Annotated in this window: 15 protein-coding genes; 5 read left to right on the top strand and 10 right to left on the bottom strand. The window is 60.7% G+C overall.

All coding sequences use genetic code 11. The features are described from left to right. Nucleotides 1–14: 14 nt before the first annotated feature. From ACIPLA_RS02705 to ACIPLA_RS02690, 4 genes are all read left to right on the top strand, one after another. On the top strand, nucleotides 15–404 hold the full coding sequence (locus tag ACIPLA_RS02705) for a RidA family protein (RefSeq protein WP_007898265.1): 390 nt from the start codon (nucleotides 15–17) through the stop codon (nucleotides 402–404). A 141-nt stretch (nucleotides 405–545) separates the two neighbouring features. Then, the gene (locus tag ACIPLA_RS02700; protein WP_218395939.1) at nucleotides 546–1310 is read left to right on the top strand and encodes an IclR family transcriptional regulator; all 765 of its coding nucleotides are present in this window, start codon (nucleotides 546–548) and stop codon (nucleotides 1308–1310) included. 39 nt (nucleotides 1311–1349) lie between these two features. Beyond that, complete coding sequence (locus tag ACIPLA_RS02695) at nucleotides 1350–2567, top strand: amino acid deaminase (protein WP_401171227.1); 1218 nt, start codon at nucleotides 1350–1352, stop codon at nucleotides 2565–2567. A 142-nt stretch (nucleotides 2568–2709) separates the two neighbouring features. After that, nucleotides 2710–3642, top strand: a complete 933-nt coding sequence (locus ACIPLA_RS02690; RefSeq protein ID WP_218395935.1) for a sugar kinase — start codon at nucleotides 2710–2712, stop codon at nucleotides 3640–3642. A 143-nt stretch (nucleotides 3643–3785) separates the two neighbouring features. Here the strand turns inward: ACIPLA_RS02690 and ACIPLA_RS02685 are convergent, their stop codons facing one another. Both ACIPLA_RS02685 and ACIPLA_RS02680 read right to left on the bottom strand, forming a co-directional pair. Continuing rightward, nucleotides 3786–4061, bottom strand: a complete 276-nt coding sequence (locus ACIPLA_RS02685) for a peptidylprolyl isomerase (RefSeq protein ID WP_007898282.1) — start codon at nucleotides 4059–4061, stop codon at nucleotides 3786–3788. Between the two features lie 66 nt (nucleotides 4062–4127). After that, nucleotides 4128–6665, bottom strand: coding sequence for a PAS domain S-box protein (locus tag ACIPLA_RS02680; RefSeq protein ID WP_123495013.1), 2538 nt, complete (start codon nucleotides 6663–6665; stop codon nucleotides 4128–4130). 117 nt (nucleotides 6666–6782) lie between these two features. On the opposite strand from ACIPLA_RS02680, the gene ACIPLA_RS02675 reads away from it, so the two are divergent. Then, entirely contained in the window at nucleotides 6783–7892 is a 1110-nt protein-coding gene (locus tag ACIPLA_RS02675) for a PilT/PilU family type 4a pilus ATPase (RefSeq protein ID WP_218396726.1), read from the top strand. Nucleotides 7893–8015: 123 nt separating this feature from the next. Here ACIPLA_RS02675 and ACIPLA_RS02670 read toward each other — a convergent pair whose 3' ends face one another. The 8 genes from ACIPLA_RS02670 to ACIPLA_RS02635 all read right to left on the bottom strand — a co-directional run bounded on the left by ACIPLA_RS02670 (nucleotide 8016) and on the right by ACIPLA_RS02635 (nucleotide 19672). Continuing rightward, complete coding sequence (locus ACIPLA_RS02670) at nucleotides 8016–9971, bottom strand: acetoacetate--CoA ligase (RefSeq protein ID WP_401171222.1); 1956 nt, start codon at nucleotides 9969–9971, stop codon at nucleotides 8016–8018. Between the two features lie 131 nt (nucleotides 9972–10102). After that, the gene (locus ACIPLA_RS02665; protein WP_218395929.1) at nucleotides 10103–10888 is read right to left on the bottom strand and encodes a 3-hydroxybutyrate dehydrogenase; all 786 of its coding nucleotides are present in this window, start codon (nucleotides 10886–10888) and stop codon (nucleotides 10103–10105) included. A 7-nt stretch (nucleotides 10889–10895) separates the two neighbouring features. Beyond that, entirely contained in the window at nucleotides 10896–12287 is a 1392-nt protein-coding gene (locus ACIPLA_RS02660; RefSeq protein WP_192343757.1) for a GntP family permease, read from the bottom strand. A gap of 285 nt (nucleotides 12288–12572) precedes the next feature. Then, the gene (locus ACIPLA_RS02655) at nucleotides 12573–13988 is read right to left on the bottom strand and encodes a sigma-54-dependent Fis family transcriptional regulator (protein WP_218395927.1); all 1416 of its coding nucleotides are present in this window, start codon (nucleotides 13986–13988) and stop codon (nucleotides 12573–12575) included. Between the two features lie 137 nt (nucleotides 13989–14125). Beyond that, the gene (locus ACIPLA_RS02650) at nucleotides 14126–15706 is read right to left on the bottom strand and encodes an ABC transporter ATP-binding protein (RefSeq protein WP_218395926.1); all 1581 of its coding nucleotides are present in this window, start codon (nucleotides 15704–15706) and stop codon (nucleotides 14126–14128) included. 14 nt (nucleotides 15707–15720) lie between these two features. Next, nucleotides 15721–16743, bottom strand: coding sequence for an ABC transporter permease (locus ACIPLA_RS02645; RefSeq protein WP_401171217.1), 1023 nt, complete (start codon nucleotides 16741–16743; stop codon nucleotides 15721–15723). Beyond that, a complete protein-coding gene (locus ACIPLA_RS02640; RefSeq protein WP_401171214.1) occupies nucleotides 16743–17804 on the bottom strand; it encodes a microcin C ABC transporter permease YejB in 1062 nt (353 codons plus the stop codon). Before ACIPLA_RS02640 ends, ACIPLA_RS02645 begins: the two co-directional genes overlap by 1 nt. After that, entirely contained in the window at nucleotides 17804–19672 is a 1869-nt protein-coding gene (locus tag ACIPLA_RS02635; protein ID WP_401171211.1) for an extracellular solute-binding protein, read from the bottom strand. Before ACIPLA_RS02635 ends, ACIPLA_RS02640 begins: the two co-directional genes overlap by 1 nt. Nucleotides 19673–19778 lie beyond the last annotated feature (106 nt).

Here is a 19778-nt window from a genome sequence, read left to right as displayed (position 1 = left end):
CAGGAGAAACACCCATGAGCATTACTCGTTACGGCACCGGCAGCACCGCCGGTGGCGGCCAGCCCCGTCCTTTCGCCCGCGCCGTCGAAGCCGATGGCTGGCTGCACGTGTCTGGCCAGGTGCCAGCACTGGATGGCGAAATCATTGTGGGCGGCATTGTCGAGCAGACTCACCAGACCATGAAAAACCTGATCGCGATTCTGGAGGAGGCCGGGTACGGGCTCGAAGATGTGGTCCGTACGGGCGTGTGGCTGGAAGACCCGCGGGATTTCTGGAGTTTCAACAAGGTGTTCTCCGAGTACTTCAAAAGCGAACACGCCCCGGCAAGGGCCTGCGTACAGGCGAACATGATGGTCGATTGCAAGGTCGAGATTGATTGCATCGCGTACAAGAAAAAGGCCTGAACGGCGGTGAATTCTTCGCGGGCAAGCCTCGCTCCTACAAACGATGCGATCCTGTAGGAGCGAGGCTTGCCCGCGAAGGCGGCCTAACAGTCGCCACTGCACTCTGGGTAAACTCCCGGCACTTTAATGGGAACCTGAAGCATGACCGAAGACACCATCAAGCGCCGGGCTCGCGGTCTGGACCGGGCATTCGACATTCTCGATTTCCTCAAGGAAATCGGCCAGCCCCTGCGCCCGAATGAAATTGCCAGCGGCATCGGCAGCCCGAAATCCACGGTCTACGAACTGGTCGCCTCCTTGTTGGAGCGGCGTATTCTCGAACCTGTGGGTAAGGACGGTCACGTTTACCTCGGTCGTCAGCTGTACTTCCTCGGGCAGGCGCATTTGCGCCATTTCGACCTGACCCGTGAGGCCGATCTTGCCTTGCAAGAGATCGTCAGCCAGACACGTGAAACCGCGCAGATGTGCCTGCTCAACGGGCGCAAATACACCGTGGCGTTGATGAAAGAAGGCGAGCGGCATTTCCGCATTTCCTCGGACATCGGCGAGAACGCGCCGATCCCTTGGACCGCTTCCGGACGCTTGCTGCTGGCGCACCTGAGCGATCAGCAGATTGTCGACTTGATCGACCCGGACGACTTCGTCCTGCCCGACGGCGAACGTTTACCGCTGGAGCGGTTTCTCGAGGAAATTCGCCAGGCCGGTATCGATGGGTTCTTTTCCTTCGATAGCGTCGCTGACACGTTTACCCATTGCTTCGCCGCCCCGGTCAAAGACCCGAACGGCGTGGCCATCGCAACCCTGTGCATCGTCGCCCCAAGGGCCGATGCGAAGAACAATTACAACGACTATCGTCGGGTGCTGATCGACAGCGCCAACAGCCTCGCCCGGCGTATCAACGAATAACAGCGGCTGCCTGCGGCCGCGAGTGTGAGGAGATCGACCATGTATTCCGCCAAAAATACTGCCGCCGTGGAAAAGGGCTTTGCCCATACAGGCGCCAATCTTGTGCGCGACGTCAGCCTGCCTGCGCTGGTGCTGCACCGCGACGCGCTGGAGCACAACATTCGCTGGATGCAGGACTTCGTCAGCAACAGCGGCGCGGAACTGGCGCCCCACGGCAAAACCAGCATGACCCCGGCGCTGTTTCGCCGCCAACTGGACGCCGGTGCCTGGGGCATCACCCTGGCCAGCGCCACGCAAACCCGCGCGGCTTACGCCCATGGTGTGCATCGGGTGCTGATGGCCAACCAATTGGTCGGCACGCCGAACATGGCGCTGATCGCCGATCTGTTGGCAGACCCGACCTTCGATTTCTATTGCATGGTCGATCACCCGGATAACGTCGCGGACCTCGGCGCGTATTTCGCCTCGCGCGGGGTGCGCTTGAACGTGATGATCGAGTACGGCGTGGTCGGCGGGCGTTGCGGTTGCCGCACCGAAGCCGAAGTGCTGGCGCTGGCCAAGGCGATTGCGGCGCAACCGGCATTGGCGCTGACCGGCATCGAGGGTTACGAAGGGGTGATTCACGGCGATCACGCGGTGAGTGGCATCCGTGCGTTCGCTGATTCTTTGGTGCGCCTGGCGGTGCAATTGCAGGACAGCGGCGCGTTCGCCATTGCCAAGCCGATCATCACGGCGTCGGGTTCGGCCTGGTACGACTTGATTGCTGAATCCTTCGAAGCGCAGAACGCCGGCGGGCGCTTCCTAAGCGTGCTGCGTCCTGGCAGCTACGTCGCTCACGACCATGGCATCTACAAGGAAGCGCAATGCTGCGTGCTCGACCGTCGCAGCGACCTGCACGAAGGTTTGCGCCCGGCGCTGGAAGTCTGGGCGCATGTGCAGTCATTGCCGGAGCCGGGTTTTGCGGTGATCGCCCTGGGCAAACGCGACGTCGCCTATGACGCCGGTTTGCCGGTGCCGTTGCTGCGTTACAAGGCCGGTGTGGTGCCGGCGATCGGCGAGGATATGAGTGCCTGCAAGGTGACAGCGGTGATGGACCAGCATGCATTCATGACCGTTGCGCCAGGAGTTGAATTGCGGGTGGGCGATATCATTTCGTTCGGTACTTCGCACCCGTGCCTGACGTTCGACAAATGGCGCATCGGGTGTCTGGTGGATGAGCACCTGAATGTCATCGAAACCATGGAAACCTGTTTCTAAGGTTTGAGACCGCGTCGCGGCCTTCGCGAGCAAGCCCGCTCCCACAGTGGATCTTCAGTGTTCACAAGACCCCTGTAGGAGCGAGGCTTGCCCGCGAAGGCGCCCATCCAGACGCCACCGAAACACCAGAGACACCACGTCAATGAACAGCATCAGCCCCCTGGGCCCCAACACCCCGCGCATCGCCCTGATCGGCGAATGCATGATCGAATTGCAGCAGCGCGCCGACGGTACGCTGCAACAAAGCTTCGGCGGCGATACCCTGAACACGGCGGTCTACCTGGCCCGTGAGCTGGGCGATGGCGGCACGGTGGATTACGTCACCGCCCTGGGCGATGACAGTTTCAGCGACGCGATGTGCCAGAGCTGGGCCAGCGAGAAGATCGGGTTGGACATGGTCCAGCGTTTGCCCGGTCGCCTGCCTGGCCTGTATTGCATCCAGACCGACGCGGCCGGCGAGCGGCGTTTTCTCTACTGGCGCAACGAAGCGGCAGTGCGCGATTGCTTTACCACACCGGCCGCCGCGCCGATTCTGGCGGCGCTGCCGGATTACGACGTGTTGTATTTCAGCGGCATCACCCTGGCGGTGCTCGGTTTGCAGGGCCGGGAAAAACTCCTGGAAACCCTGATCGAAGCCCGGCAGCGGGATGCGCGGATCGTGTTCGACAACAATTATCGACCACGCTTGTGGGCTTCGATTGAAGAGGCACGGGCGGCTTATCGCAGTGTTCTGCCCTATATCGACCTGGCGTTGCTGACGGTTGACGATGAGCAGGCGCTGTTCCATTTTTCCGACTGCGCGGCGGTGTTTGCCGCGTACGAGCAGATGGGTACGCCGGAAGTGGTGCTCAAGCGCGGGGCCGAGGCGTGTCTGATTCGTTGCGATGGAGAGTCGTTCGAAGTGCCGGCACAGGTGGTCGAGCGGGTGGTGGATACCACGGCGGCGGGGGATTCGTTCAGTGCGGCGTATTTGGCGTGTCGGCTCAAGGGTGGTAGCCCGGTTGAGGCTGCCGAGGCGGGGCATCGGTTGGCGAGTCGGGTGATTCAAGTGCCCGGGGCGTTGATCCCGAGATAAGCGGTGGATGGCCGTTTGCTGCGCAATCGGTTCGCGAGCAAGCCCGCTCCCACTCTAGATCTTCAGTGAACACACAATGGGTGACCACCACCGATCAAATGTGGGAGCGGGCTTGCTCGCGAAGGGGTCCTAAAGGCAACCCATCAATCCCGATAAAACACCTGCACCAGGTGATAACCAAACTTGCTCTTGATCGGCCCGTGCACCACACGCAGTGGTTTTTTGAAGATCACCGCATCGATCACGCCGACCATCTGCCCGGGCCGTACTTCGCCCAGGTCACCGCCGCGTTTGCCGGACGGGCACGTGGAGTATTTCTTGGCCAGCACATCGAAGGCTTCGCCCTTGGCGATGCGTTGTTTGAGCTGCTCGGCTTCTTCCGAGGTTTTCACCAGGATATGGCGGGCTTGGGCTTTCATTGGCAGTACCTTGCAACGGTGGTGGCTATGTTGGTGCCAGCGTGGGGCGCGCGATTATGCCTTAACTCAGTCCGCTTGGCCGATCATCGTGCGAATCTTGTTGGCCAACAGGTCAATGGAAAAAGGTTTGGCCACCATGTCCATCCCTTCCTCCAGGAACCCCTGGCGTTCGGCGGCTTTCTCCGCATAACCGGTCATGAACAGCACCTTCAGGTCCGGGCGATGCTGACGCGCGATTTCCGCCAGTTGCCGACCGTTCATGCCCGGCAGCCCGACATCGGTCACCAGCAGATCGACCCGCAGGTCGGATTCCAGCAAGGGCAGGGCGGCCTTCGCGTCTTCGGCTTCATGAGCGTGATAACCCAGTTCATTGAGCAGGTCGAGCACCAGCATGCGCACCGCCGGATCGTCTTCCACCAACACCACCGTTTCACCGGCCACCGCTGCCGGAGTTTCGCCGGTGAGCGGCTCCAGAGTGTGCTCCGGCACCGCGACGTGCAGGCGTGGCAAATACAGGCGAACGCAGGTGCCCTGGCCCGGCAGGCTGTGAAGGCTGACGTGCCCGCCCGACTGCTGGGCGAAACCATAGATCATCGACAGCCCAAGGCCGGTGCCCTGACCGATGGGTTTGGTGGTGAAGAACGGATCGAAGGCCTTGGCCAACACTGACGGGGTCATGCCGGCGCCGTTGTCGCTGACGGCAATCATCAGATAATCCCCGGCCGTGACCGGTTCCAGGGGGGTGATGTCGCTACCGTCAAGATGAACGTTGGCGGTTTCGATCAGCAGCTCGCCACCTTCGGGCATCGCATCCCGGGCATTGATCACGAGGTTGAGCAAGGCGTTTTCCAGTTGGCTGACGTCAGTGCTGACGGGCCAGACTTCATCGGCCAGCTTTATTTTGAGCTCGATAGGGTCGCCCTTGGTGCGGCGGAACAAATCTTCCAGAGAATGCACCAGCTGATTGGCATTCAGCGGCTTGCGATCCAGTGACTGACGCCGGGAGAACGCCAGCAGGCGATGGGTCAGGGCAGCCGCGCGGTGAGCCGAGGACACCGCGGCTTCGGTAAAACGACCGATCTCCGCGGCGCGCCCGTCGGCGATGTAGCGCTGCATCAAATCAAGGCTGCCGATGATCCCGGTGAGCATGTTGTTGAAGTCATGGGCGATGCCGCCGGTGAGCTGTCCCACCGCTTCCATTTTCTGCGCATGCCGCAAGGCATCTTCAGCGCGCTCGCGTTCGAACATCTCGTTCTGCAGCCGCTGGTTGGCTTCGGCCAATTGCTGAGTGCGGGCGCTGACGCGTTCTTCAAGGGTTTCGTTGAGGTTGCGCAGTGCTTCTTCGGTCTGTTTGCGCTCAGTTTCGTCGATCACGAAGATGTAAAAACCGTTTACCGCGCCGTCCGCGCCATGACGCGGCAGGTAGTTCATCAGGGCCTGGCGGGTGCTGCCATCGCGGTGCGCGGCGCTGATGCTGAAACTGCAGGCCTTGCCTTTCAGCGCATCGGCAATGTATTCGGCGCGCAGGGCATAGGCTTCGTCGCCCAGCACTTCACGGACGGTGCGGCCGTAAAGCTCCTGGGGCGTCAGGCCGTACCACTCCAGGTAGGCGGCATTGTTGAGGCGAAAACGCTCCTCGCTGTCGACGTAACTGATCAGGATCGGCATGGCGTTGATGATCAGTTGCAGCTCGGTCTGGCTCTGGCGCAAGGCCTGTTCGATGTGTTTGCGTTCGGTCAGGTCGAGTGCCGCGCCAAGGAAACGAATCGGCCGACCATGATGGTCCTTGTAGCAGCGGCCTCGGGCAAACACCCAGCGCAATTGGCCGTCGGGCTGCAGCAAGCGATATTCCTCGGCGTACTCGCTGCCATGGGTGATGCAGTGCTTGATGCTGCGGGCAATCATCGCGCGGTCTTCCGGATGCACGCCGTGGAGGTATTCGCTGATGGGCAACTGGCTGGCCATGGTCGGATCGACGCCATGCAATTGAGCGAAGTGGGCATCGGCGATGAAACGGTCTTCGCCGATGTCCCAGTCCCAGGTGCCGACGGCATCGGTGGCGGCCAGCGCCAGTTGCAGGCGCTGCTCGGTTTCGTGCTGGGCCTTGAGGCTGGCGGCGGAGCGTTGTTCGAGTTCCAGGGCGATGCGGCGGCGTTCGTTGGTTTCGATGGCCGTGACCAGAATCCCGGCGACCTCAGCGCTTTCATTGCGAATGGGACTGTAGGTCAAATCCAGCCAGAAGTCGGAATCTCGTCCGTCGCGCTGCAAGGTAAAGCGCTGTTCGCTGTAGGTCCGCACCTGACCCTGTAGGACGGCGCTGTAAATCGGGTCGGTAAAGTCTTTCAGTTCTGGCCAGATCAGGTGCGTCGGTTGTCCGAAAGCGTGAGGGTGTTTGCTGCCGGCGAGGAGGGCGAAGCCGTCGTTGTAGATCTGGGTGAGCTGCGGGCCCCACAGCAACAGCATCGGCATCGGCGAGTGAATCACAATGTCCACGGCGGTGCGCAGGCTCTGCGGCCAGTGATCAGCGGCGCCCAGCGGGTTGTTTGTCCAGTCCAGTCGGGCAATCAAGGCCTGGGCGTCGCTGGCGGTCGGTGGTGCGTTCATTGCAATGTCCTGCGTCAGTCGGTGTGGCGGCGTCTACTATCCTTGCATGGCGGTAGACGCTGGATGACCCAGATGGGGTCATTTTTTCAATTGAATGCTTCGCGGGTGTTTTTTGCCATGGAAATCGATGCACTGTTGCAGATTCTGTCCAGCCGCAATGGCTCCGATCTTTATTTGTCCACGGGCGCGCCACCCAGCGCGAAATTTGACGGTGTGCTCAAAGCCCTGGCTGAGCAACCGTTCAAGCCCGGAGAAATCGCAGCCATTGCCGCGTCCATCATGGACGCCGAACAGCGCCTGGAGTTCGATCGCGAACTGGAAATGAACCTGGCGCTTTCCCTGGCCGGGGTCGGGCGCTTTCGGCTCAATATCTTCAAGCAGCGCAATGATGTGTCGATCGTGGCGCGCAATATCAAACTCGACATTCCACGTTTCGAAGACCTCAAGCTGCCTCCGGTGCTGCTCGAAACCGTGATGCTCAAACAGGGGCTGATATTGTTCGTCGGTTCGACCGGTTCCGGCAAGTCGACCTCGCTGGCGGCGCTGATCGATTACCGCAACCGTCACAGCAGCGGCCATATCATCACCATCGAAGACCCGGTCGAGTTTATCCATCGGCACAAGAAGTCGATCATTAACCAGCGTGAGGTCGGCGTCGATACCCGCAGTTTTCATGCGGCGTTGAAAAACACCCTGCGCCAGGCACCGGACGTGGTGCTGATCGGCGAGATCCGCGATCGCGAGACTATGGAGCACGCGTTGGCGTTTGCCGATACCGGTCATCTGGTCATTTCCACTTTGCATGCCCACAACGCCAATCAGGCGCTGGACCGCGTGATCAACTTCTTTCCCGAAGAACGCCGGGCGCAACTGCTCCATGACTTGGGCAATAACCTCAAGGCCTTTGTTTCCCAGCGTTTGGTGCGTACCCGGGATGGGCAGCGCCGGGCAGCGGTGGAAGTGATGTTGGGAACGCCAACCATCGGCGACCTGATCCGGCGCAATGAGCTTGGCGAGCTCAAGGGGATTATGGAGAAGTCGTCAGACGCAGGAATGCAGACCTTTGATGGGGCGCTGTTCGGGCTGTTTGCCGAGGGCGCGATTGATGAGGCAGAGGCGTTGAAACATGCAGATTCGGTGAACAACTTGCGTTTGCGCCTGAAAATGCACGCCGAGGCCACGCCCGGGCCCCATACACCGCCGGGTGAGTGGGGATTGGTGGACTAGCGCCGGCAACGACGATCAAATGTGGGAGCGGGCTTGCTCGCGAAAGCGGTCTATCAGCCAACATCAATGTTGAATGTGAAATCGTCTTCGCGAGCAAGCCCGCTCCCACAATGGATCTACGTTTCAGTCGCTCAGTTCGGGGCGGTTGCGAAACTGCTCCAATGCCTCGGGATTGGCCAGTGCGTCGGTGTTCTTCACCTTCTGGCCATGTACCACATTCCTTACCGCCAGCTCGACCACCTTGCCGCTGATGGTCCGCGGAATATCGGTCACCGCAACTATCTTCGCCGGCACATGCCGTGGTGTGGTGTTGGCGCGGATGACTTGGCGAATCTGTTGTTGCAGTGCTTCGTCCAGCTCGACACCGTCACGCAACCTCACAAACAGCACCACCCGCACGTCATCCTGCCATTGCTGGCCGATGGCGACGCTGTCCAGCACCTGCGGGATTTTCTCCACCTGACGATAGATTTCCGCCGTGCCGATGCGCACGCCGCCGGGGTTGAGCACGGCATCGGAACGCCCGTGGATCAATAGGCCACCGTGGGGCAGTTGTTCGGCGTAATCGCCTTGGGCCCAGACACCGGGGAACAGGCTGAAATAGGACTTTCGCAGCTTCTCCCCATCAGGGTCATGCCACAAACCGATGGGCATGGCCGGAAAATGCCGGGTGCACACCAGTTCGCCTTTTTCCCCGATCACAGGCGTACCGGCGTCGTTCCACACTTCGACCGCCATGCCCAGGCCCTTGCACTGCATTTCGCCACGGCGCACCGGCAGGACCGGGTTGCCAATCACAAAGCACGAAATGATGTCAGTGCCGCCGGACATCGAGGACAGGCACAGGTCGGACTTGAACGCGCGGTAGACGTAGTCGAAGCTTTGCGGGGACAGCGCGGAACCGGTGGACAGCACGGTTTTCAGGCTGCTCAGGTCATGACTGTCGCACGGCTTCAGGCCATTGCTTTCCAGCGCGGTGAGGAACTTGGGGCTTGTGCCGAAGACGTTGATGCGTTCGTCGTCGATCAGGTCGATCAAACGCTCCGGGCCTGGATGAAACGGCGAGCCGTCGTACAGCACCACGGCGCTGTCGACTGCCAGCGCCGAGACCAGCCAGTTCCACATCATCCAGCCGCACGTGGTGTAGTAGAACAAACGGTCGCCGGGGCCAAGATCGGTATGCAGCCCATGTTCCTTGACGTGTTGCAGCAGTACGCCGCCGGTGCTGTGAACAATGCATTTCGGCACGCCGGTGGTGCCGCTGGAATAGAGGATGTACAGCGGATGAGCGAAGGGCACGGGAATGAATTGCGGCTCACCGCCCGGGTCGTAGAAATCGTCCCAGAGCGTCACGTTGGCCTGGCTGCGGAAGTCTTCGATGTGTGCCTGGGGTCGTGCGTAAGGCACAACGATCAACTGCTGCAAGGACGGCAGTTGCCCGAGGATTTCGTTGACCTTGGCGGTCTGGTCGATCTCTTTGCCGGCGTAACGGTAACCGGCGCAGGTGATCAGCACTTTCGGCTCGATCTGGCCGAAACGGTCGATCACCCCGTGGGTGCCGAAGTCTGGCGAGGAACAAGACCAGATCGCACCCAGACTGGTGGTGGCGAGCATGGCTACCAGGGTTTGCCAGGTGTTCGGCATGCACGCGGCCACGCGGTCGCCGAGGCCGACACCGGCGGCTTTCAGGCCGTTTTGAAAACCGGCGACATGGCTCGCCAGTTCGGCCCAGGTCAGTTGTTCCCGTTGGCCGTTTTCGCCGATGGCCACCACCGCCACGGCATCGTCGCGACGGCGCAGCAAGTGCTCGGCGAAGTTCAGCGTGGCGCCGGGGAACCACTGGGCGCTGGGCATTTGTGCGCCCTCAATCAGCACCGCGTCTGGCTGATCGTGAAAACGGATGTCGAAGAAATCGACGATGGCCTGCCAGAAAGCTTCGCGTTGATCGATGCTCCACTGGTGCAGGGCAGGGTAGTCGGCGATTTCAAGGGCATGTCGCTGATTGACGAAGCGCCGGAAGGCCTCCATGCGGGATTTGCCGATGCGCTCGGTGCCGGGTTGCCAGAGGATGTCGGACATGGCTTGGCCTCTTTTTCTGTCTTCAGATCTGTTCGCGGGCAAGCCTCGCTCCTACAGGGTATGGGGTTCGACACAAAACCTGTAGGAGCGAGGCTTGCCCGCGAAGAACGATAACGCGGTTTGGCGGCGGATTACTGCGCCAACCACCCACCATCAATATTCCACGCAGCGCCACGCACCTGGCTACCGGCTTCGCTGCATAAAAACAGCACCAACTCACCCAGCTGCGGCGGCGTCACGAATTCCAGCGACGGCTGCTTCTCGGCCAGCAAATCATGTTGCGCCTGCTGCGGGTCGATCCCGGTCGCGGCGCGATCATCGATCTGCTTCTGCACCAGCGGCGTCAGCACCCAACCTGGGCAAATGGCATTGCAGGTGACGTTCGTCGTGGCGGTTTCCAGGCCGACCACCTTGGTCAGGCCGATCACACCATGCTTGGCCGCAACGTACGCCGCCTTGCCCACCGAACCGACCTGGCCATGCACCGAAGCGATATTGATGATCCGTCCCCAGCCCTTGGTACGCATCCCCGGCAAGCTCAAACGGGTACTGTGAAACACCGACGACAGATTGATCGCAATGATCGAGTCCCAGCGCTCCACCGGAAAATCTTCCACCGACGCCACGTGCTGGATGCCCGCGTTGTTGACCAGGATATCCACGCCGCCAAACTCACGCTCGGCGTACTCGATCATGTCGGCGATCTGCGCCGGGTCGCTGACGTCGGCGGGGTGATGGCCGACCTTGCCGCCGCTTTTATTATTGAGCTGTTCCACCTCGGCAATCACCCTGGACGCATCGCCGAAACCGTTGAGGATGAGGTTGGCGCCAGCCTTGGCCAGGCTCAGGGCGATTCCCAGACCGATGCCGCTGGTGGAACCGGTGACCAGTGCGGTCTTGCCCGAAAGAGTCGTCATGAATACCTCACACAATGCCAGTGGCGTAGAAAGTACCGATCACCACAAAAACAGCGAGTGTCTTGATCAGCGTAATACAGAAAATGTCTTTGTAGGCCTCGCGGTGGGTCAAACCGGTGACCGCCAGCAACGTAATCACCGCGCCGTTGTGCGGCAGGGTGTCCATACCGCCACTGGCCATCGCGGCGACCCGGTGCAGCACTTCCAATGGAATGTTGGCGGCATGGGCGGCGCTGATGAACGTCTCGGACATCGCCGCCAGGGCGATGCTCATGCCGCCCGACGCCGAACCGGTGATGCCGGCCAGCAGGGTCACGGTAATCGCTTCGTTGACCAGCGGGTTGGGAATGCTTTTGAGCCAGCCGGACAGCACCAGAAAACCCGGTAGCGACGCGATCACTGCACCGAAACCGTATTCCGACGCGGTGTTCATCGCCGCCAGCAGCGCGCCGCTGACCGCACTTTTACTGCCTTCGGCCAACTTGCCGCGAATCGTCTGAAAGGCGAACACCAGCACCATGACGATGCCCACCAGCAAGGCTGCCTGGACCGCCCAGATCGCGGTCAGTTTGGCGATGTCGGTGGTCACCGGTGCTGCCATGCCTGGCAACGAGAGGCTGTGAGTCTTGCCGTACCACAGCGGAATCCAGCGGGTGAACAGCAGGTTCATCAGGCCCACCATCAACAGCGGCGACAGCGCGATCCAGGGGTTGGGCAGCTTGATGTCCGGTGCGGTTTCCGGCTCGTTGCGCAGCTCTGAACCATACCCTTCACCACTGCGCTGGGCCTTGTTGCGCTGGCTTTGAAGGAACAGCATGCCGGCGCAGAACACGAAAATCGTGCCGATCACACCCAGCCACGGCGCGGCCCAGGCGGTGGTGTTGAAGAAGGTGCTAGGGATGATGTTCTGGATCTGCGGCGTGCCGGGCAGGGCGTCCATGGTGAACGAGAATGCGCCGAGGGCGATGGTCGCCGGGATCAGGCGCTTGGGGATATTGCTCTGGCGGAACATCTCGGCGGCAAACGGGTAGACCGCAAACACCACCACAAACAGCGACACGCCGCCGTAAGTGAGCAGGGCGCAGACCAACACGATCACCAGCATCGCCTGGCGAGTGCCGAGCAAACGAATGGCCGCTGCGACGATGGAGCGGGAGAAGCCCGACAACTCGATCAGCTTGCCGAACACGGCACCGAGCAGGAACACCGGGAAATACAGTTTGACGAAGCCGACCATTTTTTCCATGAACACCCCGGTGAAGACGGGGGCAACGGCAGAAGGGTCGGTGAGCAGGACGGCGCCGAGGGCGGCGATCGGGGCAAAGAGGATAACGCTGTAGCCACGGTAAGCAGCCACCATCAGCAGCGTGAGAGCTGCCAAGGCAATGATCACACTCATGGTGTGTCTCCTGAATTGTTATTTTTGTAGGGTGAAGCTTTGTGGGAAGGGCTATAGCGAGTTTCGTGCCAGAAGCTAAGTTGTTGAAACTTAAAGAAATTATTTATTGATGAGAGGGTTGTACGATTTTTTGTCTCTGTATTGAGATTTTTGATGCCGGGGCTGACGCTTTCGCGGGCAAGCCTCGCTCCTACGGGATTGTGGTTATTTGCGCCATTGCGTTACCTGTAGGAGCGAGGCTTGCCCGCGAAGAGGCCGCGTCTATCAATAGAGATCAATGTCTCTTTATGGAGACTCGGCAATCCCCAACGCCACCATCTTCTTGTACAACGTCGACCGCCCCAACCCCAAACGCGCCGCCGCTTCGATAACCTTCCCGTCGCATTGCGCGAGGGCGGCTTCAATCAACTGCCGATCAAACCGTTCACGAGCTTCGCTGAAGGTTTCATGGGCAACCGGCTCGATGGCCAAGGGCGCCACACGCTGCACCGGGATAAAACTGCCAATCGCCGCGCGGATATCCGTCGCGTTCAGCATCAAATCATCACTGAGCAACGCCGCGCGTTCCAGAACATTGCGCAGTTCGCGGATGTTCCCTGGCCAAGCGTGTTGACCCAACAAATCCAGGGCTTCGGGGTTCAGTTCGTGCTGACTGCGCAGCTCTTCGAGGATCGCTTCACTGAGGGCCGGCAGGTCGTCAAGGCGATCACGCAGGGGCGGGACCTGAATCGGCAGCACATTGAGGCGGTAATATAAATCGGCGCGAAACTCGCCGCGTTTGATCGCCGCTTCCAGGTCGGTGGAGGTGGCAGCGATCACCCGCACATCGCTCTGAATCACTTCGTTGGAACCCACCGGCTCGAATTCCTTTTCCTGCAACACCCGCAGCAATTTGCTTTGCAGCGGCAGCGGCATGTCGCCGATCTCATCGAGAAACAGCGTGCCGCCCTGAGCGATCTGCAACTTGCCGGTGCGGCCCTTGCGATCGGCGCCGGTGAACGCGCCGGGGGCGGTGCCAAAGAACTCGGCTTCCAGCAGCGACTCGGGGATCGCCGCGCTGTTGATGCTGACGAACGCTTTGTGCGCCCGGGGCGAGGCGCCGTGAATCGCCTGGGCCAGCAACTCTTTGCCGGTACCGGTTTCGCCCAGCAGCAACACCGGAGACTCGGCACTGGCGCTGCGCCGGGCGCGACGTTTGACTTCCAGGCTGGCGGCGCTGGTGCCGATGAAATGGGCGAAGTTGTACTTGGTCTGCCGTGCCCGCAACAGCGAGCGGGTGGAGGCGAGTTCTTCCTGCATGCTCAGGTAGCGCTTGAGCATCGGCGACAGGCTGCGCAATTCATCGAACAGGGCAAAGCCGATAGCGCCAATCACTGCGCCGGCATCGTCGTGAATCGGCAGACGCATCACCACCAGCGGTTCCTTGGGAGTGTCCTGCATGTCCAGCAGGATGGGGCGTCCGGTGCGCACCACCTCACGCAACAGGCTGCCAGGAATCACACTTTCACAGGCCCGGCCGATCGCACCTGCGGCCGATTCGAGACCGAAGCGCCGGGCATAACGCTCATTCATCCAGACGATGTTCGCGTCGCGGTCGACAATCACCGTGCCTTCGCTCGATTGCTCGATGATTTCGAACAGCGAACGGATCGCCAGGGTGCGAACGCGCTGGTAGTCCTTGAGGCTTTCGGTGGTGTTCATCGGGCTTCATTGTCCAGGATGTGTGGTGTTTGTTCGGGTGCCTTCGCGGGCAAGCCTCGCTCCTACGGATCACCTCGACCTGTAGGAGCGAGGCTTGCCCGCGAAGGCCGCGACGCGGTCCAACGACATGACGCAGATTATGCCCACCCCGGACGCGCCGCCGCCAACAGCTCTTTGGTATACGGATGCTGCGGCGAGTCGAACACCGTGTGGCTCGCGCCGCTTTCCACCACTTTGCCGTCCTTGATCACGATCATGTCGTGGGCCAGGGCGCGTATCACCGCCAGGTCGTGACTGATGAACAGGTAGGTCAGGCCGTATTTTTCCTGAAGCTGACGGAGCAGGGCGACCACTTGTTTTTGCACCGTGCGATCCAGCGCCGAGGTCGGTTCGTCGAGCAGGATCAGCGCCGGTTTCAGCACCAGTGCGCGGGCAATGGCGATGCGTTGGCGTTGGCCACCCGAGAATTCGTGCGGGTAGCGATGACGGCTTTGCGGGTCGAGCCCAACTTCTTCCAGCACCCGGATCACCTGGGCTTCGCATTCGTCGGGGGTGGATTGGCTGTGAACCTCAAGGCCTTCACTGATGATCTGCGCCACGGACATTCGCGGGCTGAGACTACCGAAGGGGTCCTGGAACACCACCTGCATCTTCTTGCGCCACGGTCGCAGCTGCTTCTGTGTCAAGCCATCCAGGGCCTCGCCCTGAAAGCGAATGCTGCCTTGCGAATCGAGCAAACGCAGGATCGCCTGACCGAGGGTGGACTTGCCCGAACCGGACTCACCGACGATGCCCAGCGTCTTGCCACGCTGAACATTCAGACTGATGTCGTCCACCGCACGCAGATAGGTTTTACGCTGGAACAGGCCGCCACCGATGACAAACCGGACCTGTAAATTATCCACTTCCAGCACTTTTTCACGCTCGTCCCGGGGCAGCGCTTCCCCTTCCGGCTCGGCGTTCAGCAACATGCAGCTGTAAGGGTGTTTCGGCTCGGTGAACAGCGTTTCGCAAGGTGCCTGCTCGACGATTTCCCCGGCGTGCATCACGCACACCCGCTGGGCCATGCTGCGCACCAGATTGAGGTCGTGGCTGATCAACAGCAGCGACATGCCGAGCCGCTGTTGCAGGGATTTGAGCAGCAGCAGGATCTTGCGTTGTACCGTCACATCCAGCGCGGTGGTCGGCTCGTCGGCGATGAGTAATTCCGGCTCGCAAGCCAGGGCCATGGCGATCATCACCCGTTGCCGTTGGCCGCCCGACAGTTGATGGGGATAAGACTTGAGCCGTTCTTCGGGTTTCTGGATGCCTACCAGTTGCAGCAACTCAAGAATCCGCGCTTGTGCTGCTTTGCCGCCCAGCCCTTTATGCAGCAGCAAGGTTTCGCCGATCTGCTTTTCAACGCTGTGCAGCGGATTGAGGGAGGTCATCGGCTCTTGAAAGATCATCGCGATCCGGTTGCCGCGCAGCTCGCGCAAGGTCTTGATGTCGGTGCCGATCAATTCCTGGCCGCGATAGCGAATGCTGCCGGTGGTTTGAGTGCCGGTCTCGGACAGCAGTTGCAGGATCGAGTGGGCAGTCACCGACTTGCCGCAGCCCGACTCGCCGACCAGCGCCAGGCATTCGCCGGGGCGGATGTCCAGGCACAGGTTGCGCACCACGGTCTGGCCGCTGAAGGCCACGTTGAGGTCACGGATTTCGATCAGGTTGTCACTCATATCAACAGTCCGCTTCAAGACCGAGGATCAAAGGCATCGCGTAATGCCTCCCCGATAAACACCAATAAAGAAAGAATCAGCGCCAGGGTGAAAAACGCCGTCAGCCCCAGCCACGGCGCTTGCAGGTTCTGCTTGCCTTGACCAATCAACTCACCCAGCGATGCACTGCCGGCCGGCATGCCGAAGCCCAGGAAGTCCAGTGCCGTGAGGGTGGAAATCGCCCCGGTCAAAATGAACGGCAAATAACTCAGGGTGGCGTTCATCGCGTTGGGCAGGATGTGCCGCACGATCACCTTGCGGTCGGTCAGGCCCAGCGCACGGGCGGCTTTGACGTATTCCAGGTTGCGCCCGCGCAGGAATTCGGCGCGCACCACGTCCACCAGGGCCAGCCAGGAAAACAGCGCCATGATCCCCAGCAGCCACCAGAAATTCGGCTCAACGAAGCCCGACAGAATGATCAGCAGGTACAGCACCGGAAGCCCCGACCAGACTTCCTGCAAGCGCTGGCCGAGCAGGTCGACCCAACCGCCGTAATAGCCTTGCAGGGCACCGGCGGCGATGCCGATCAACGCGCTGATGAAGGTCAGCGCCAGTGCGAACAGAATCGACACCCGCGCCCCGAAAATCACCCGGGCCAGCACGTCTCGGGCCTGATCGTCAGTGCCCAGCCAGTTGACCTTCGACGGCGGGCTCGGCGCCGGTTGATTGAGGTCGTAATTGGGCGTGTCGTCGCTGAACGGGATCGGAGGAAACAGCATCCAGCCACCGTCCTTATGAATCAGCTTCTGCACGTAATCGCTGCGGTAATCGGCCTGGAACGGCAGTTGCCCACCAAACTCCTGTTCGGTGTGGCGTTTGAACGCCGGGAAGTACAGCGAGCCCTGATAACTGACCACCAGCGGTTGGTCGTTGGCGATGAGTTCTCCGCCCAGGGTCAGCAGGAACAGGCCGACAAACAACCACAGCGACCACCAGCCACGGCGGTTTTTCTTGAAACGCTCGAAACGGCGACGGCCCAGCGGCGAGAGCTTGAACATCAGGCGTTCCTCGCGGCGAAGTCGATGCGTGGGTCGACCAGGGTGTAGCAGAGGTCGCCGATGAGTTTTATCAGCAGGCCGAACAAGGTGAAGATGAACAGCGAACCGAATACCACCGGATAGTCCCGTGAAACCGCGGCTTCGTAACTCAAGCGACCCAGGCCATCGAGGGAGAAAATCACTTCGATCAGCAGTGAGCCGGCAAAAAATACGCTGATGAAGGCCTGCGGAATTCCTGACACCACCAGCAGCATGGCGTTGCGAAACACATGGCCGTAAAGCACCCGGCGCTCGCTCAAGCCCTTGGCTCGGGCGGTGACCACGTATTGGCGAGTGATTTCATTGAGGAAGGAGTTCTTGGTGAGGATGGTCAGGGTGGCGAAACCGCCAACCACCAGCGCCGTCACCGGCAGTACCAGATGCCAGAAGTAATCGGCGACTTTGCCCAGGGTCGACAGCGACTCGAAGTTGTCCGAGACCAGGCCGCGCACCGGGAACCAGTTCAATGAGGTGCCGCCGGCGAAGACCACAATCAGGAACATCGCGAACAGGAACGCCGGCATGGCATAACCGATGATGATCGCGGTGCTGCTCCAGATATCGAAATGGCTGCCATGATGCACGGCCTTGCGGATGCCCAAGGGAATCGACACCAGATAAGTGATCAACGTGGCCCAGAGCCCGAGAGAAATGGTTACCGGCATTTTTTCCAGGATCAGGTCGGTGACCGTGGCACCACGGAAAAAGCTCTTGCCGAAGTCGAGGCGGGCGTAGCTCTTGAGCATCAGCCACAGACGTTCCGGGGCCGGTTTGTCGAAGCCATATTGCTTTTCAATCTCCTTGATCAGCTGCGGGTCGAGCCCTCGACTGGCCCGTGAGCTGCCATGCATGGTTTCGCTGGAATCGCCACCGACACTCGCACCGCCAATGCCCTGCAATTGCGCGATGGCCTGTTCCACCGGGCCACCGGGCGCGGCCTGGACGATGACGAAATTGACCAGAAGAATGATCACCAGTGTCGGAATGATCAGCAGCAGGCGCCGCAGTATGTAAGCCCACATCAGTGCGGTCCTCCGGGCTTGCCGCGTTTGATGAGCTCGGCGGTCATTTGTTGATTGGTCAGCGGGGTGGAGCTCACTTCCCACCAACTCTCGATGGCTGCGTCATTGCTCGCTTGCACAGAGGGAATGCCGAAGCGGTTCCACCACACGGTCGAGCTGCCCGGCGGGTAATAATTGGGAATCCAATAGAAGTTCCATTGCAGGACGCGGTCCAGGGCATGGGCGTAGCGCAGCATGTCAGCCTGGGTGGTGGCGCGAACCAGGCCGTTGACCAGCGTATCGACCGCCGGGTTCTTCAGCACCATGTAGTTGTTGGAACCGGGATCGTTGGCCGCCGCCGAGCCGAAATAGTTGTACAGCTCGTTGCCCGGCGAGGTGGTGACCGGGTAGCCGGTGACGATCATGTCGTAATCCCGGGACATCAGGCGGTTGACGTACTGGGACGCGTCGATGCGCCGAATATTCAGGTCGATGCCGATTTGTTTCAGGGTGCGCTTATAAGGCAACAGCAGTCGGTCCATGCCGTTCTGGCTGACCAGGAAAGTGAAGCTCAGCGGTTGGCCTTGGGTGTTGACCAATTGATCGCCATCGGGTTTCCACCCGGCTTGTTCGAGCAAACCCAGGGCTTGCAACTGTTTGTCGCGAATCACGCCGCTGCCGTCGGTTTTCGGTGCTTCGAAGACCTGGGTGAAGACTTCGTCGGGGATCTGCCCGCGCAGCGGTTCGAGAATCGCCCGTTCGCCTGCGTCGGGCAGTTCTCGGGCAGCGAGGTCGGTGTTGGAAAAGTAGCTCTGCTGGCGGATGTACATCTCGCGCATCATCTGCCGGTTGCTCCACTCGAAATCCCAGAGCATGGCCAGCGCCTGGCGCACGCGACGGTCCTGGAACATCGGGTTTTGCAGGTTGAACACAAAGCCCTGAGCCGATTGCGGTGCCTCTTTGGCCAGGTGGGCCTTTTGCAGGCGACCGTCGCTCAGGGCCGGGCTTTCGTAGCCGATGGAGTAGGCGGTAGCGGAGAATTCGCGGTTGTAGTCGTAGGCGCCACCTCGCAGGACCTGGCGGGCGACATCGGTATCGCCGAAATACTCGATGCTGAAATGATCGAAGTTGTAGAGGCCACGGCTGACCGGTAAATCCTTGCCCCACCAGTCGGCGTTACGCTCGAAGGTGATGCTGCGCCCGGAGTCGACCTTGCTCACGCGGTACGGCCCGCTGCCCAGTGGCGGCTCGTAACCACCGCCGTTGGCAAAGTCGCGGGTTTTCCACCAGTGCTCGGGAAACACCGGCAAGGTCGCGATGTCCAGGGGCAGGGTCCGGTTTTCGTTGCTCTTGAAGTCGAACCGAATGGTGAGTGGTGACTCTACTTCGACGCCTTTGACGTCGGCGAATTGCGTGCGATAGCGCAGGCTGCCCTGGGTCATCAGCAGGTCGAAGGTATAGCGCACGTCTTCGGCGGTGATCGGCTTGCCGTCGGCGAAACGGGCCTTCGGATTCAGGTAGAAACGCAGCGACAGTCCGTCGTCGGAACGCTCCATCTGTTGGGCGACCAGGCCGTAAACGGTATAGGGCTCATCCAGCGAACGCTGGGCCAGGGGCGAGTAGATCAAGCCGTCGATCTGCGTGACACCCGTGCCCTTGTCGATGTACGGCAGCATATGGTCGAAATGACCGATTTCCATCGCCGAGCGACGCATCGTGCCGCCCTTGGGCGCGCGCGGGTTGGTGTAGGCGAAATGGCTGAAGCCCGCGGGATACTTCGCCGGTTCACCGTACACGGTCAACGCATGTTGCGGTGCAGCATTCACACCAGCGGCACTTAATAGCAGCGCCACGGCAGTGAACAACAATGTGGGGAAAGCCAGTCGCATTGTCAGCCTTAGAGCCGGGTGGTGGATAACCACAATTTGTACGCTAGCGGCGCGTCCCTCGCCAGCCGTATCACGTAACGAAAACACAACGGCCCACCAAAAGGCG

The sequence above is a fragment of the Pseudomonas sp. NPDC086112 genome (assembly GCF_044746425.1).
GTDB lineage: Bacteria > Pseudomonadota > Gammaproteobacteria > Pseudomonadales > Pseudomonadaceae > Aquipseudomonas.
Note: the sequence above shows the minus strand (reverse complement) of the source record. Positions and strands in the feature narration are given on the sequence as shown.

Excerpts from the sequence above, each read along its gene's own strand:
- ACIPLA_RS02705 (WP_007898265.1), top strand. The coding sequence starts at position 15 with ATGAGCATTACTCGTTACGGCACCGGCAGCACCGCCGGTGGCGGCCAG.
- ACIPLA_RS02700 (WP_218395939.1), top strand. The coding sequence starts at position 546 with ATGACCGAAGACACCATCAAGCGCCGGGCTCGCGGTCTGGACCGGGCA.
- ACIPLA_RS02695 (WP_401171227.1), top strand. The coding sequence starts at position 1,350 with ATGTATTCCGCCAAAAATACTGCCGCCGTGGAAAAGGGCTTTGCCCAT.
- ACIPLA_RS02690 (WP_218395935.1), top strand. The coding sequence starts at position 2,710 with ATGAACAGCATCAGCCCCCTGGGCCCCAACACCCCGCGCATCGCCCTG.
- ACIPLA_RS02685 (WP_007898282.1), bottom strand. The coding sequence starts at position 4,061 with ATGAAAGCCCAAGCCCGCCATATCCTGGTGAAAACCTCGGAAGAAGCC.
- ACIPLA_RS02680 (WP_123495013.1), bottom strand. The coding sequence starts at position 6,665 with ATGAACGCACCACCGACCGCCAGCGACGCCCAGGCCTTGATTGCCCGA.
- ACIPLA_RS02675 (WP_218396726.1), top strand. The coding sequence starts at position 6,783 with ATGGAAATCGATGCACTGTTGCAGATTCTGTCCAGCCGCAATGGCTCC.
- ACIPLA_RS02670 (WP_401171222.1), bottom strand. The coding sequence starts at position 9,971 with ATGTCCGACATCCTCTGGCAACCCGGCACCGAGCGCATCGGCAAATCC.
- ACIPLA_RS02665 (WP_218395929.1), bottom strand. The coding sequence starts at position 10,888 with ATGACGACTCTTTCGGGCAAGACCGCACTGGTCACCGGTTCCACCAGC.
- ACIPLA_RS02660 (WP_192343757.1), bottom strand. The coding sequence starts at position 12,287 with ATGAGTGTGATCATTGCCTTGGCAGCTCTCACGCTGCTGATGGTGGCT.
- ACIPLA_RS02655 (WP_218395927.1), bottom strand. The coding sequence starts at position 13,988 with ATGAACACCACCGAAAGCCTCAAGGACTACCAGCGCGTTCGCACCCTG.
- ACIPLA_RS02650 (WP_218395926.1), bottom strand. The coding sequence starts at position 15,706 with ATGAGTGACAACCTGATCGAAATCCGTGACCTCAACGTGGCCTTCAGC.
- ACIPLA_RS02645 (WP_401171217.1), bottom strand. The coding sequence starts at position 16,743 with ATGTTCAAGCTCTCGCCGCTGGGCCGTCGCCGTTTCGAGCGTTTCAAG.
- ACIPLA_RS02640 (WP_401171214.1), bottom strand. The coding sequence starts at position 17,804 with ATGTGGGCTTACATACTGCGGCGCCTGCTGCTGATCATTCCGACACTG.
- ACIPLA_RS02635 (WP_401171211.1), bottom strand. The coding sequence starts at position 19,672 with ATGCGACTGGCTTTCCCCACATTGTTGTTCACTGCCGTGGCGCTGCTA.